Below are 15,764 nucleotides of genomic sequence, written 5' to 3'. Positions count from 1 at the left end.
AAATAATCCTTTAGATTATTTTATTTTAATATGAAGTTGATCTAATTGTGACGAAGCTACTTTATCTGGAGCATTTGTCATATTATCTATTCCTGATGAATTTTTTGGAAAAGCAATTACTTCTCTTATATTTTCAGAACCTGTTAATATCATACAAATTCTATCTAATCCTAAAGCACAACCCGCATGATAAGGAGCTCCATATTTATAAGCGTTAAGGAATCAACCAAAGTTTGTTTCAATTTCGTCTTTTTTAAGTCCAATAGCATCAAACATTCTTTGTTGGATTTTAGGGTCAGTAATTCTCTGACTTCCCCCACCAATTTCAAAACCATTTAATACAATATCATATGCTTTTGCTAATGCATTTGCCTTATCAATATCAAAATTATCTAAACTTATATCTGCTGGCATTGTAAATGGATGATGAGATGCTACAAATCTATTTTCCTCTTCAGAAAATTCAAATAAAGGAAAGTCAATTATTCAAGCTAATTTCATTACTTCTTGATCTAATAAATTTAGAATTTTTGCAGCTTTATTTCTAATTGCTCCCATTGCCTGACTTGCTTTAAAATATTCATCTATAACAAATAGAACTGTTGACTGTTTTTTTATTGAAAAAAGTTTTATTAACTCATTTTTTTCAAAATCTGACAATTTTGAACCTATTGATCCTGTTCATTCTTTTAAATCATATTTTGCAAATGCTAATATATTAACACTATTTTGTTTAGCAACTTCTGTTAATTCTTCCAAATCTTTTTTACTTAGCATAGAGTCAATACAAATTGATCTAATACTTTTATTTTCAATATTAGAGAATAATGGTATTTCACTTTTTTTAAAAATTTCATTTAGAGTTTTGATTTCAAAGCCAAATCTTAAATCTGGTTTATCATTACCATATTTGTCCATAGATTCTTTTCATGTAATTCTTTGAACTGGTTCTTTAATTTTAAGACCTTTAATTTCAAAAATAATCTTCTTAATTAATTTTTCAATTGAATTCATAACATCTTGATCATCTGCAAAAGACATTTCCATATCAAGTTGTGTAAATTCAGGCTGACGATCTATTCTTAAATCCTCATCTCTAAAACACTTCACAATTTGAAAATATCTATCTAAACCTGAAATCATAAATAATTGTTTATAAAGTTGAGGTGATTGAGGTAAAGCGTAAAATTTACCTGCGTTCAATCTTGAAGGAACTAAAAAGTCTCTTGCCCCTTCTGGAGTTGACTTACCAAAAATTGGAGTTTCAATTTCAATAAAATTATCGTTTAAAAAATAATTTCTAATAGTTTGATTCATTTTACTTCTAGTAATTAAATTTCTTTGCATTATTTCTCGTCTTAAGTCTAAATAACGATAAGTTAATCTTGTATCCTCTTGAGACTCAATATTATCTTTAATTTCAAAAGGAGTTAATTCAGATCTATTAATTACAGTTAATTTTTCAACCTTAATTTCAATTTCACCAGTTTTAATTTCAGAATTTTTTGACTTTCTTTCAATAACTATTCCTTCAACTTCCAAAACATATTCAGATTTAATATTTTCCAAATTCTTTGATTCATCAATAACAAGTTGAGTTACTCCATATCTATCTCTAAGATCAATAAAATTCATTGCTCCCATTTTTCTGATTTTTTTAACTCATCCTTGTAAAATCACTTTTTGTTTGACATTCTTAATTGTAAGTTCTCCACATGTGTGTGTGCGTTTCATTTTTTTATTCTCCAACAATTGCATCTACTATTTCATCAAATGCAACTTTTTTCTCTTCTTTTGTTAATTGATTTTTTATAATAACATTATTTTCTTTTAGTTCATTGTCACCTACTATTATAATATTTTTAGAATTTAGTTTTTCAGATTGTTTAAAAGCTGATTTCATACTTCTATTCATAAAATCAAAGTCAACTTTTAAACCTGATTTTCTTAACATTAGTAGTAATATATTTGAAAATTGTTTTGCTTTTTCACTTAAAGCAATAATATAGGCATCCAAAGTATTAGGAGTTGAAATATAATTTTTTTCTTCTTCTAAAGCGATTAACAATCTTTCCATACCAATACCAAAGCCAGATGCTGGTAAATCAACATTTCCTAACTTTTTAACAAGTTCGTCATATCTTCCACCACCCAATAAGGTTGAACCTTTTTTATCTTTGATTTCATAAACAAAGCCAGTATAATAGTCCAATCCTCTTACTAGTTTTTTATCAATTATTGGTTTTATTCCAATATTGTTTAAATTATCAACCAAAGTTTTAAAGTAACTTTTGTCTTCTTCATTTAGATAATCTTTCATATCAATTACATCATCAAATTTATTTGCATCTATTTTACAATCTAAAACTCTTAATGGATTAACTTGAATTCTTTTTTTGCAATCATCACAAAGTGATTTAGGTTCTAAGTATTTCTTTAAATCACTAATGTATTCTTTTCTTTGCTGACCATTTACTAAATAATTTAAGTGAATTGTATAATTTTCAATTCCAATTGTATTTAGAATTATTGAAGATAAGCAAATAATTTCACTATCAATTTCAGGTGTTTTAGGTCCAAAAACTTCAACTCCAAATTGATTAAACTGACGATTTCTTCCAGCTTGAGGTCTTTCATATCTAAACATTGAACCAAAATAGAACAATTTTAATGGTAAATTTTCATTTATATACATCTTATTTTCTAAAATAGCTCTAACAGTTGGTGCTGTACCCTCTGGTCTTAAAGTCAATTCTCGATTTTTTCGATCTGCAAATATAAACATTTCCTTAGAAACAATATCTGTTTCTTCACCAACACCCTTTTTAAACAGTTCTAAACTTTCAAAAATTGGTGTTCTTATTTCATTATAGTTAAATGAATCAACAATATTTCTTATTATCATTTCCAAAGCAAAGTATTCTCTTACTTTTAAATCAATTAAATCTTCTGTTCCTCTGGGTTTTTGAATCATATTTTCACCTCTAACCTTTATATTTTACACTTTTTTTAAAAAGAGCAAAATAAAAACCCAAAAAATGGGCTTTTTGTAAATAACATATGATAATGTCTCAATGTATAACAAATAGAAATGTCCCAATATTTATATAAATATTGATATCCTCCAATTACAATTAAGTATTAGAGGTAACAAATTATGAAATTAAAAAGGAAATTAAGTTATATGGAGAATTTAAAATATAAAACAGTTAAAAAAGTTATTTCTGGGGAAATAACAAAAATGAGAGCAGAGCAAATTCTTAACTGCACACGAAGAACAATTAATAGAAATATTAAAAGATTATCAAATGAAGGTATATCTGCATTTATACATAAAAACTGAGGTAAATTATCAAATAGATCTACACCCTATGAAATTGAACAAAAAATATTAAATTTGAGAAATGAAAAATATCATGACTATAATCTAGTTCATTTCAAAGAATCCTTAGAAGAATATGAAGATTTAAAAGTTAGTTACACTTACTTAAGAGATTTATTATTTAAAAATGAGGTTTACTCCCCTTATATGCACAGATCAACTAGAAAAGAATTAATTAGACAATTAAGACAAAAGTCCTTAGAAAATAAATTAACAAATAAGGAACAAGAGTTTTTTAAAGATAAGATTATTAGTTTAGAAGAATGTAGACCCATGCAAAATAGAAAGGAATATTTTGGAGAAAGAATTCAAACAGACGCATGTAGCCATAATTGAGTAACCAATGAAAAATGATCGCTACATGCTTTCATTGATGACTCAACAGGAAAAGTATTAGCAGGTTATTTTGATTATCAAGAAACATTATTTGGATATTATACAGCTACAAAACAAATGTTTCTAAATTATGGAACTCCTGAGGAAATACTTACAGATAAAAGAACAGTATTTTATTATAAGACAAAAGAAAAAGAGTCTACTGAAACAGACTCTAATATACAGTATGCCTTTACGTGTCAACAACTTGGAATTAAGCTAACAAGTACTAGTTGCGCGCAAACCAAAGGCAAGATTGAACGTCTTTGAGGTTCTTTTCAAAAACGACTTCCCCAAGAACTAAGACAATTCAATATCAAAACTATTGAGCAGGCCAATGATTACTTAATTAATGTTTTCATACCTAATTTTAATCACAAGTTCTCTACTCAAATTGATAATAATAAAAATAAAATGAAAATTTGAAATAAAAATACGGATATTAATTTTGTTTTAGCTAGAAGAGAAGAAAGACAAGTTCATAAAGGTGGAATAATTAAATATAAAACAAAAACATATTTAACATATGATGGATACGATATAACAACTTTTGCAAGTAAAACAAAATTACTAATAACTGAAACATATGATAATGAGCTCTATGCAAATTATACAGATAAGTTCTATAGATTAGTGGAAGTCAAAACTAAAAATACACCAGTTGGTCAGGTTAATGAAGTTAAAAAAACTGAGTCTAAAATTAAAAAACCTAGTGTTCCATCTAATCACTTTAGATATACAAATTATATTTACTTTTCTAAAACATGAAAGGAACAATATAAAAATCGTAGATTTGCAGTTTAATAAATCTACGATTTTGAGACATTTTCATTTGTTATTGACACAAAATAAAAACCCAAAAAATGGGCTTTTATTTAAAATTTTATTAACTATTTATTTACTTTTCTTGCTTCTCGTTGTTTGTGTTTTTCTTCAACAAGAGCTTGATAGGCTTTTTGTTTAGTTGCTAATTCATTTTCAAATTCACTGTAATTATCTAATTTTTTATTTAAAATTGATAATCTTTCTTCTTTATTGTTAATTTTTACATTATTTTTAACATTTTCAATTTTTTCTAAAATAGACTCTTTTACTCCATTAGTTGCATCAAGAGTTAATTTACCATTTTTAATATCAGCTGTTCTTCATAGTCCTAAAACTATAGCTGACAATAAACTAGCTCCCAATACAATCAGAACAGCTGCTCCTGCTCCTAAAGCAATTGAACCACCATTCATTGAACCATCTTCTAAATAACTTGAACTTAGTAATGGGAATACGAATACCCCACCATGTGATGCAAGCAATTTAATTTTTAATGCTCCAACTAATCCACCAATTAATGCTCCACCAGCCATTGCACTTACTGCAACTCTTTTTGGATCTTTAACCATAAATGGAATTGCACCTTCTGAAACGAAACATGCACCCATTAATCAGTTAGCTTTTGCAGCATCTCTATCTTTTGCTGTTCAAGCTCTTGGGAAAATAATTGTTGACATTGCTACCATTAAAGGAGGTAACATCCCTGCTAACATTGCTGATGCCATAATAATTGTTTGATCATTAAAGGCATTTCCAGCTGCATTGATATCTGTAACTAATTTACCACCAACTGCTAAATTACCTAAAGAATAAGCAATTTTATTAATTGGTCCACCCATATCAACACACATCATAAATCCAATTAGAATTGATACTAATCATAATAAGTTTAATTGTGCTAATTCTGAAATACCAAGGCTTATACCACCCATTACAAATCCTAAAGGAATATTAATAGCAAACATTGTTAATGCTATTGATAATAATGATAAGACGGGAATAAAGACAATATCTCTAGCTCCTTGTAATCCTTTTGGGAATGAAGCCATTGCTTTTGATCAACCAACAACTAGTAAAGCTGCAAAATAACCACCAACAATTGCTCCAATAAATCCAGACTCAGTTCCTTGTAAATTTGATGGAATTAATCTTGATCAAAGACCATTTCATCCATCGGCAATTGACTTACCGTCTGCATCATATGCATAACCAAATCCTAAAATGTTTGTAGATAGTAATCCTGCAACCATTCCTGGCATTAATCCTTGAGAACCCACAATTGAAAATGCAATAAATGCTCCCAATATTGGTACCATCATAGACATTGATATTTTACCTATTGCAGCAAACCAACCGGCTCCTTTATTATGAGTACCAAAATTTCCCATTCAATAATTTCTAAAATCTTCTCAAGTTTTCCCTTCATTTGAATTTAATCATGAGATAGATATTTCAGAATCACTATTAGGAGTAACACCATTTCCTGCAGCAAAGTCTATTAGGAAAGCAATTCCTAATATAATTCCCCCAGCAACAACAAATGGTAACATTCTTGAAATTCCACCAAGTAAATTCCCTTTGAAATCAAGGAATTTTCTCATTGTAAATTCACTTACTTCTGATGAATCAGATGCAGCTTTTACTTCAGTTAATCCCTCACCTTTTTTATATTTTTCAATTAATTGATCACCTTTAAAGATAGCTTCTTTAGTATTTGTATCAATAACTTTTTTACCATTCAATCTTGAAAGTCCTTCAAGAGCTTTATCATGAGCTAAAATTATAACTTTAGCATTATCTATATCTTCTTGTGTTAACTTGTTCTCAATTCCTCTACGTCCTTGAGTTTCAATTTTAACTGTTAAACCCTTTTGTTTTGCATATTCTTCAAGTTTTTCTTGAGCCATATATGTATGTGCAATTCCTGTTGGACATGCTGTAATACCTATAACATCATAACTACCTGATTTTTCAACTTTTTCAACTTTTTGTTCTTGTTTTGTTAATGCATTTTCTACATCTTTAATTGTTTTAGCACTTCTTAATTTTTTTTGTACTTCTGCTTTCATTAAGAAACCAGATAGATCTGCAAGAGCAGTTAAGTGCTCATTTCCATCTTTTCCATTTGTCATAATCATAAATACTAAATCAACTGGTTGATCGTCAAGTGATTGTCAATCAACTTTATTTTTTAATTTTACAAAAGCAATTGCTGATTTTTGAACTGTAGGATTTAAAACGTGAGGAATACCAATTCCATCTCCAACCCCAGTTGATCCTTCAGATTCTCTTTTGTAAACAGCTGCTTTAAAATCATCAATAGATTTAATGTATTTTTCTTTTTCTAAACTTTTAGAAAGAAATTCAATAACTTCATCTTTTGATTTTAAATCAGCATTAAAGAAACTTATTTGTTTACCGAATAAATCTTTTAATTCCATGTGAACCTCCTATTTTATTTTTTGAACATCAATTTTTGAAACTAATTTTTCTATTTCTTCTTTTGAAGCAAGTCATTCGTTAAAAGCAGTTGCAGCTCCACTAGCTGCTGCGTATTGAAGTGTATTTTCAATACTTAGATTTTTATATTTTCCAAAAACAAATCCAGCCAACATGCTATCTCCTGCACCAACTGAGTTTACAAGTTTTCCTTTTGCAATTCCAACTTTGTAAATATCATTATTTGAATCAAAATATAAACTTCCTTTTGAGCCCATACTTAGCAATACATTTTGAGCTCCTAGTTTTTTTAATTTCTTGATTAATTCCTTTGTTTCTTCGAAACTTATATCTTCGTTAAATTTTATTCCTAATGTCGAACAAATTTCTTCAAGATTAGGTTTAATTAAGAAAGGTTTTTCTTTTAAAACATTTTTTAAAAGTTCATTTGTAGCATCACAAATTAGAATTGCTTTTTTTTGATTTGCAATTTTTCCAATTTGTTTATAGATATCTTTATCAATACCCACTGCAACACTTCCTGTTAGCATAACAATATCTTCTTTTTGAAGATTAGATGTTAAATAATCAATTAAATTTTTTAGAACACTTTTTTTAGTATTAAATCCCATTCCATTTAATTCTGTTTCTTGTTTTGATTCTAAGTGTTTAATTTTATAATTAACTCTAGTTGATCCTTCATTAAGAAAAAAATTGTTATTTAAATTTATTTCTTGAAATTTATTTAAAAAAATTTCTTTATTGTTCTCTCCCATAATCCCAATTGCTTGAATATCTGCTTGCAAATTTTTTAAAATAATTCCAGCGTTTATTCCCTTACCGCCAATAACTTTATACTCATCAGTATAATAATTAGTTATACCTAATTCTACTTTTTTATTGGCTAAAACAATATGATCAATTGCAGGATTTAACGTTAATGTATATATCATTTTTATACCTCTTCATTAATAAGTGCTATTTGAGATTTATCACTAAATTTTACAAGTGATTTAGATTTATTTTTTGATGTATCTGCTAAACCAAATGAAAATTGTGAATTTTTAATAGCTATTTTTTTAACTTCTGCTTCGTCTTCATCTGTTGTAAAAAAATTAAATTCATTGTCTACGGCATTAATACCTATGAAAGCCAAATCAAAATTATATTTTGATAATGCAGTTATTGTTTCAACACCACATATTGCTCTTGTAGATATTTTTAATTTTCCTGGTAATAAATTAATATCTTTAATACCATTTTTTGCTAAAATCTGAGCATTGATAATTGAATTAGTATAAATCTTGTTATTTAATTCTGGTTTTAATATCTCTGCTAGAAAAAAAGTTGTTGAGCCTGCATCTAAAAAGATCGTCTCAAATGGTTTAATACAAGCTAATGCTTTAATTGCTATATTTTTTTTTGCATCAACATTAGTAAGCAATTTTTCATCTAAAAATGCTTCCAATATTGATTTTTCTCTAATGGTCTTTGCTCCTCCATGAACTCTTTTTAATTTAGATTCATTGTGAAGATCTGTTAGATCTCGTCTTAGAGTGGTGAAAGGAATATTTAAGTGTTTTGATATTTTTTCATTTGAACAATAATCTTGTTCATTTACAAAATCTAAAATCAATTTTAGTCTTTCTTCTCTGATCATTCTTTCACCTCCATAATATAATATTCCAAAAAAGATAAAAAACAACCAAAAACAACCAAAAATTTAAAATAAAAAAATAGGGAATACCATACTGAATATAATCCTCTATGTATAGAGTTAGAATAAAAAAATTCTAATATAATCTATATAGAAGAGGATTTTTTATATGGCAAATTTTAAAGGAAATAAATCAAATATGGTATCTTTGGAAACTAAAATAGAAGTTGCAAAGGATTGAGCAATTAATCAACAAAGTTGAAAGAAATTAGCAAAAAAACATAATGTTTCATATTCTGCTGCAAGAAAATGAGCTTTAGGATATGAAGAATATGGAATTGAATATCTCAAGAAGATTTCTTCAAGAAAGGGACAAACCGCAGGAATTAAAAAAATTGATATAGAGCTAAAAAATAACCCATTTAGAAAAGAGATTCTGGAACTTAAAAAGAAAAATAAACTTTTAGAAATGGAGAATGAGATACTAAAAAAGTTCAATCAGTTCCTGGAGGATTGAGAAAAAAACAACAATTAAAGTATAACTATATTGAGAAAAATAAATCTGATTGATCAATTATTTTTTTATGTAAAGCACTTAAAACAACACAATCAAGTTATTACAGGTGAGTAAAAAAAGAAAGGCCCTCATTTAATTATAAGTTTGATGAGGTTTTAGCCGATTATATTTTAGAGATATTTAATTATTATAATCATATTTATGGTTATCCTAGAATCAATATAGTTTTAAAGCGCTTTTATAATATCAATGTTTCAAATAAATTAGTTTATAAATATATGAAACTTTTGGGAATAAGATCAAAAATTAGAATAAAGAGAAATATAAAACCAAAAGAGATCAAAGTTAGAAATTCTAAATACCCTAATATTGTTAATAGGCAATGAAATAGTTTTGATAAAGGTGAATTATTTGTAACGGATGTTACATATTTGCCTTATGGTTATAATAAGTTTGCATATTTGAGTATTATGAAAGATGTTAATACTGGCTTTATAGTTGGATATGATATATCTATGAGAAATGATAATAAAATTTATTTTAGAACATTGAAAATGGCTGAAGGCTATATGCTAAAAAATAAGAACTTAATAATTCACTCAGATAATGGCTTTCAATATACATCAATTTTTAGTCAGATGTATTGTAAGATGAATAAAATCTCTATATCTTTAAGTAGACCTGGAAACTCACTAGATAATGCTGCTTGTGAAACTTTTTTTTCTTCTTTAAAAACAGAGTGATATCAAAAGAACTTGAACTCTTTTCAAGAAGTATACAATAATGTTTTGGAGTATATTCAATTTTATAATTTCAAAAGAATAATGGTAAAGCATGAAAAAACACCATGAGAAACATGGTGTTCTAAATAGAATAAAAAAGCTATTCTATACTTGACATAATATGCTTAGGGAATACCATACTATTTTCTCTTTTTCTTATTATTTTCAATTGACAACCCTCTAGTTTTTGCCATTGCTAAGTTTATATCAGAATATTTTGCTTCTTGAGCTATTCCTTCATCTCAAATTGGATTAATAACTTCTCTTGCTTCACTTTCAGCTCTAGCTTCTTGAGCAATAACATCAGGATTTGCACCTTGTTCAATTTTCATAGCTTGTTCAATAGTTAAATATGGATCTTCAGGTCTAACTCCCTTTTCAACTAATGAAGAAATTTGCATTCTTATTTTTGAACTTGAAACTTTTTTATCTTTAAAATCAACTTGTCATTGTACTGGTGATACTTTTTCAAATTTGTAAGGTTCTTTAATAATTGCATATAACATATTTACAAATTTTTCAAATCCATCTTCTCCCTTTCAAAAATTTGTTTCTTCATCTACTATTAAATTTCCATTTTTTAAGTCAAACTTTGAAAAATGCATTTCAAATATTTTATTTGATCAGTCGCCTTCTGGAATTAAATAAAAATTAGTAATAAGTGAACAATTAAATATATGGCTATCAAATTCATAGATTGAAAAATTAAATCTATCAACGCTTGTTGTATCAATTGATACACTAAAATTAGTAACATCAGACACTTTACTTAATCAATGTAAAACAGATTGTGTATATTTTAGAACAAATTTTAATTTTTGACTTGAGAAAATCATTGTTTTTCATCTTGTAAAATTAAAGTCAAATTCAGATTCTTTTCTATTAGAAGCAATATTAAAATCCAGGTTTGCTTTAACAAATTCATCAATTGGTAAGTAAATCATTTCCTTTTTCATGTAAACCTCGTTTTATTAAATAAATTATACCATATAAACATAATACTAACAATACTTAAGTAAGTACGGGTTGTATAAAAAATGTGGGGACTTATTATTAATTATTGCATTTAATAAAATATTCAGTTTCTTGCTTAATTTAATTATAATACTAATTTTAAAAAATAAATATATTATATTTAACTAAATTCTATATTTGAACGCTAAAAAATTTCAAATAATATATATTTGATTTTTATATTATTTTGAATTATGTTTAAATCCAGCTTGATATTTTCTTGCTCATTTACCATTTAAATTTAGAGCACTTTTTTTATCTTTACTCAGATTACCAAATTTAGTAAACTCCTTTATTTCTTGAAAGTTATAACTTATATTTTTTAATTGTAGTGTTTCTAAATCAAATTCGAGTAATTCAGAAAAATCATATCCATTAGTTTTTAGTTTCTTTATTTTTAAAAGATTATTGAATATTTTGTAACTGTAAATTTTTTTACCATAACCTAAAGTTGACTTTATAAAACTGGAAATTTGTCCCTCAGTATGTGACGATGAATCAAATTCTTTATAGTAGTTTTGAATGCCTCTTTTATTTCTTTTTACAAATGAAATAAAACTTTTAAAATCTTCTAACTTATTAAATCAATTATTTTCTTCAAGATTTAAGAAAATATCGTTACAAATATTAAGAATTTCTTCATATGAATTTCCATATATTATTTTTTCTCTGATTTTATAAAATGTGTTTTTATAAAATATAGTTCTTGTATTTTTATATCTTGCTCTATTTGGAAATATTCTTGCAAGTTCTTTAATTAAGTGATATTTATCTAGAACATATTTAGCACCTAATTCATCTGCTAAATTGGGAATTCAATTGGCTGCATCACCCATCAAAATTAATTGTTTATTTTCTATATTTTCATATCATTTATGTAATAATTGCTTTATTTCTTTCGAAAACTGCACAGTTGATATAGTAGTACCTAATTGTAAAAAATTGTAATCAATTCTCTTATTTTGAAGAAAATTTCTATTATGAATTCCCTTTACAACTCCTGTATGTGCAACTAAAAGCCTAATTCTAAACGAAGTTTTTTTATTATTTTTTATCAAATTAGGAAAAGTATCATCTGTTTCTAAATATATAAATGGTTTATCAATAACATCTATTTTTGGACTCTCCAGTTCATTTAATGTTTCATTTGAAATATTAAATTTTTTAATTGTATTTGAAATAGTTTGTTCACTTATTCCGCTATCTCTTAATGCATCTACAATATCTCTATATCTATTACCCTCTCCAACTCTGTTTAATATTTCAATTTTTAAATGAGGTATCATTCTCTGATATTTTTCAATTGGAATATGTTGATCAACTAATGTTTTAACTTCTTTTGTTCATTTGTTTCGATATCTTGTTCTAATAAAATTGACATTCCCATAGATTGTTTTAATAGTTCTTTTTCTATAATCTTTTATAATTCAACCTGCATTTTCTCTTTCCTTACTACTCTTTATCTGATAATCCATTTCTTCAAATTCTTGCTTTATTTTATTTTTTACATCAATCAATATATTTTCATGTAAATTTTCAAAATATATATTTTGATTAAAAAATATTTTCTCCGAAAAATATTTCATTTAAATCTGCCTTTCTTTTCACTCATTCTCTTCACAAAAATATTTTAAGGCATTTTTTAAATAAAAAAGTCTTTTAAGTCTTTTAAATTATTTTATTTTTCTGACTTTTTTGCGTTTTCAAAATATAACTCCAAATAATATTCCAAAAGCGATGCTTGAAATTATTACGATTATAATTCAAATCTTAAAAATGGAATCACTATTAATTTTATCAGGTTTTTCTATTTCAGGCTTTATTGGTGGATCAGGCTTTTCTGGAGCTATTTCATCGCTTTCTGGATTGTTAATAATTTTGTAATTAGTATAATTTATTAATTTTATTGATTCATCTATTGAAATAATTGTTACTTGTAAAATTTCCTTGTTTTTTGAATTTAAAAATCCATTAATCTTCTTAACAAATTCATCATCTTTATTAATATCTTTGCCTTGTAAACCATTGATTGAAATATAGTAATCTTCACCGTAAATATATTCTCAAGTTACTTGTTTAGGTCTATAAGCATCTAAAATTTGATTTACATAATTATATATATAGTTTTCTATAAAATTATCTTTAACTTCAATAGGGCTGTGTGTAAAATTATATTCAATTGGTTTAATTTGAATTTCTGATAAATCTAAGGATTTAGTCTCATCATATTCTTTATTATTTATTATATTAAAATGTGTTTCATTAATTAAAATAGTTGAAGTTGCTACAGCTTTTATAGATAATTTCATATACTTTACTTCTTTTTCAGTATCAATAAATTCTTCTCAATTTATATCTTTAAATAAGATATTATTATCGTAAATATTATAATCTGATTGATAAACTGCTTCTTTTGCAAATTTGGACATAATTTTATTTGTATAAGCAACTATTTTTTCTTGAATTACTATTGGATTTATTTCATTCATTTTTAATGAAGAAATTTCTAATTCAGCTAAGTCCTTATAATTAACGGGATCTATGGGAACCTCTACTTTTTGTTGAATTTGATCACTTACATACTGCTTTCAATATAAAATTAATTCTTCATAACTTAATTTTTCAATTTTTGAAGTAGTATTAACATCAGTATATTTAATTAAATAATTTTTTAAGTGTTTTCCAGGAATTGAATTTCAAAATTCCAAAATATTAGAATTTTGCTGGATTTCATTTAAATTTAGAAAATTTGTATAGTCTTTTTGATCTTTTGAAATATAAATTAATTTATGAATTGTACTTCCAGATTTAGCTGTTATTTCTTCAAATCCTGGATTTGAAGGATCTATTTCCTTATCAACATAATCTTTTAAGTAAATTACATAATGTCACAGCCCTCGAATACTTCATTGTTCATTTAAAATTGGACTAATATTCTCCACTTTCCCAATTTTATTAAAATTAATAGGATCTAATTTAACTCTTTCGATTCTATCAACATTTTCCATATTAAATTCTTTCAATAAAGCTACTCCACTATTTGCAACATATGCTTCAGCAATATATCCATTAAATGATTTTTCATTTTTATTTGGTTCATTTTGTTTAATTATATTTCCATACTTATCAAGAGGATCTATATAAAAAGGATATTCATTTTCTTTTTGATTTACAAAAATATATTGATTTCTCATTCCAGTTTTAGGATTAATTGTTGAATCATAATTAGGATTAACAGAACCATCATCATTTAGTTTTGTAATTAATTTTTTTTGATCTGGATTTGTATCTGGATTTCATCCTAATCAACGGTAATTTAAATCCTTAGATAAAGCATCAATTTTTATATTTAATTTTAATTCAGTTTCTTTTCCACTATTTGGATCAATTAAACCTTTAACATTGACTTTATAATCGTTATTTCCTTTACCTTCAAAATTACGATTATCATTTAATCTAGTTCTATAAACATTTTCATAAACAGGTACTTCTTCTCCATTTACATACATTATTTCTTTTCCATTAATTCCAGTAAAAGTAATATCTACTGAATTATGATATATAAAAGTATTTGTTTTTGGATCAAATTCAGGATTATCTTTTATTAGTTCATTTTCTAGTGAATTTGGATTTACAATTTGTCCAGGAATTATTTGTAAACGTTTTTGAGCCTCTTTTTGGAAATAATAATCAGTTAAATTTATTTTTGTAGGCATTTTTACATTAGTTACAAACTGCTCTTGTCCCGATATTTTTGATTCATCTTTTAAGGTAATTGAAGCGATTGAATGTTTATCTTCATAGGTAGTATTCACTTTTAAAATTGAATTAGAAGTACCAAATCAAGCTTCATAATCTATTCCAAATGAATTTTTTAATCTTTTTATAATTTCTTCATCTATTAGTTCTTTATTTGACTTTTTTAAATTACCGGGTTTGCCATTTTTCTCAATTGAAGAAATATTTGGAGAAGTGTCGCTATTTATTGAAAAGTTAGAACTTAATGCTTCATCCACCTTTTGTTTTAAAGAATTTTGATTAAAATTTGAATTAAATGTAAATGAATCATAATCTAACATAATTAAACCAGCATGATTATAAACAGAACCACCTTTTCAATATACTGAGCTACTTAATTTTCATTTTAAAGTTAAATTATTTCCACTTCATGAATGACCAAATTCTATTTTTACTTGTGATTTGTTATTAGAATTATGATATGAAAAAACTTCCTGTCAAGCTAAAGATGATGAAATTTTATTATAATTTATTGATTTTGTTGAAGAAGTGGAGACATTCTTACCATTAGAATTCATTCATCCGGTTTTAGCATCTCAAGTGTTATATCCATAATAGAATTTTGTTGTAATGTCTTTATAGTTTTGTAAAAAAACAGTCTTACTTGGAGCATACTCTAAGGAATTAATTGTAATTGCATTTCATTCAAAATTATATCAACTACCATTTCCAGCTTTAGAATAAGTTCTATCAGAACAACCTGAACAACTAGGTAAATTACTATCTTTGCCACTATCAATATATAGTCTATGCTTAGTATAATATGAATTTGAATTTTTCGTAAATGTTGGATAAGTTGGGTTATATCTTAATCCAGTTTTATAATTGTAATCAATATTACTATTTATAATACTTTCATCGTTTTTTGCAATACTTTTATCAGTTTCTGCAATAGTTGATGCTCTAAATTCTATTGATAAAGGAATACTAATCAATGTTGATAATCCAATGATTGATAAAAATATTTTTTTCATT

11 protein-coding genes are annotated in these 15,764 nt (G+C 25.9%); 3 read left to right on the top strand and 8 right to left on the bottom strand.

The genetic code is table 4. From position 1 onward, the window contains the following. Positions 1-15: 15 nt before the first annotated feature. Together aspS and hisS are read right to left on the bottom strand one after the other, a co-directional pair. Positions 16-1,734: an aspartate--tRNA ligase gene (aspS, locus tag AAHM99_RS00675; protein ID WP_342274879.1), complete on the bottom strand. Its 1,719-nt coding sequence runs from the start codon at positions 1,732-1,734 to the stop codon at positions 16-18. 4 nt (positions 1,735-1,738) lie between these two features. Further along, a complete protein-coding gene (hisS, locus tag AAHM99_RS00670) occupies positions 1,739-2,974 on the bottom strand; it encodes a histidine--tRNA ligase (RefSeq protein ID WP_342274878.1) in 1,236 nt (411 codons plus the stop codon). Positions 2,975-3,157: 183 nt separating this feature from the next. On the opposite strand from hisS, the gene AAHM99_RS00665 reads away from it, so the two are divergent. Further along, positions 3,158-4,561, top strand: a complete 1,404-nt coding sequence (locus AAHM99_RS00665; protein WP_342274877.1) for an ISNCY family transposase — start codon at positions 3,158-3,160, stop codon at positions 4,559-4,561. A gap of 86 nt (positions 4,562-4,647) precedes the next feature. Here AAHM99_RS00665 and AAHM99_RS00660 read toward each other — a convergent pair whose 3' ends face one another. From AAHM99_RS00660 to AAHM99_RS00650, 3 genes are read right to left on the bottom strand one after another with little or no spacing between them, the layout of a single operon-like run. Beyond that, positions 4,648-7,023: a PTS fructose transporter subunit IIABC gene (locus tag AAHM99_RS00660; RefSeq protein WP_342274876.1), complete on the bottom strand. Its 2,376-nt coding sequence runs from the start codon at positions 7,021-7,023 to the stop codon at positions 4,648-4,650. A gap of 9 nt (positions 7,024-7,032) precedes the next feature. After that, complete coding sequence (locus tag AAHM99_RS00655; RefSeq protein ID WP_339031155.1) at positions 7,033-7,974, bottom strand: 1-phosphofructokinase; 942 nt, start codon at positions 7,972-7,974, stop codon at positions 7,033-7,035. 2 nt (positions 7,975-7,976) lie between these two features. Next, complete coding sequence (locus AAHM99_RS00650) at positions 7,977-8,681, bottom strand: DeoR/GlpR family DNA-binding transcription regulator (protein WP_339034865.1); 705 nt, start codon at positions 8,679-8,681, stop codon at positions 7,977-7,979. A 166-nt stretch (positions 8,682-8,847) separates the two neighbouring features. On the opposite strand from AAHM99_RS00650, the gene AAHM99_RS00645 reads away from it, so the two are divergent. After that, positions 8,848-9,213: a helix-turn-helix domain-containing protein gene (locus AAHM99_RS00645; protein WP_342274828.1), complete on the top strand. Its 366-nt coding sequence runs from the start codon at positions 8,848-8,850 to the stop codon at positions 9,211-9,213. Continuing rightward, a complete protein-coding gene (locus tag AAHM99_RS00640) occupies positions 9,192-10,067 on the top strand; it encodes an IS3 family transposase (RefSeq protein ID WP_342274829.1) in 876 nt (291 codons plus the stop codon). Before AAHM99_RS00645 ends, AAHM99_RS00640 begins: the two co-directional genes overlap by 22 nt. Positions 10,068-10,117: 50 nt before the next feature. Here AAHM99_RS00640 and AAHM99_RS00635 read toward each other — a convergent pair whose 3' ends face one another. The 3 genes from AAHM99_RS00635 to AAHM99_RS00625 all read right to left on the bottom strand — a co-directional run bounded on the left by AAHM99_RS00635 (position 10,118) and on the right by AAHM99_RS00625 (position 15,763). Next, positions 10,118-10,933, bottom strand: a complete 816-nt coding sequence (locus AAHM99_RS00635) for a hypothetical protein (RefSeq protein ID WP_342274875.1) — start codon at positions 10,931-10,933, stop codon at positions 10,118-10,120. Between the two features lie 240 nt (positions 10,934-11,173). Beyond that, positions 11,174-12,577 carry an Mbov_0401 family ICE element transposase-like protein gene (locus tag AAHM99_RS00630; RefSeq protein ID WP_342274874.1) on the bottom strand — a complete coding sequence of 468 codons (1,404 nt, stop codon included), beginning with the start codon at positions 12,575-12,577 and terminating at the stop codon, positions 11,174-11,176. A gap of 87 nt (positions 12,578-12,664) precedes the next feature. Next, a complete protein-coding gene (locus tag AAHM99_RS00625) occupies positions 12,665-15,763 on the bottom strand; it encodes an Mbov_0399 family ICE element protein (RefSeq protein WP_342274873.1) in 3,099 nt (1,032 codons plus the stop codon). Position 15,764 lies beyond the last annotated feature (1 nt).

The sequence above is a fragment of the Spiroplasma endosymbiont of Cantharis lateralis genome (assembly GCF_964030855.1).
Classification (GTDB): domain Bacteria; phylum Bacillota_I; class Bacilli_A; order Mycoplasmatales; family Mycoplasmataceae; genus Spiroplasma_A.
The sequence above is the reverse complement of the archived record's forward strand: the minus strand, read 5'-3'. Positions and strand labels throughout refer to the sequence as shown.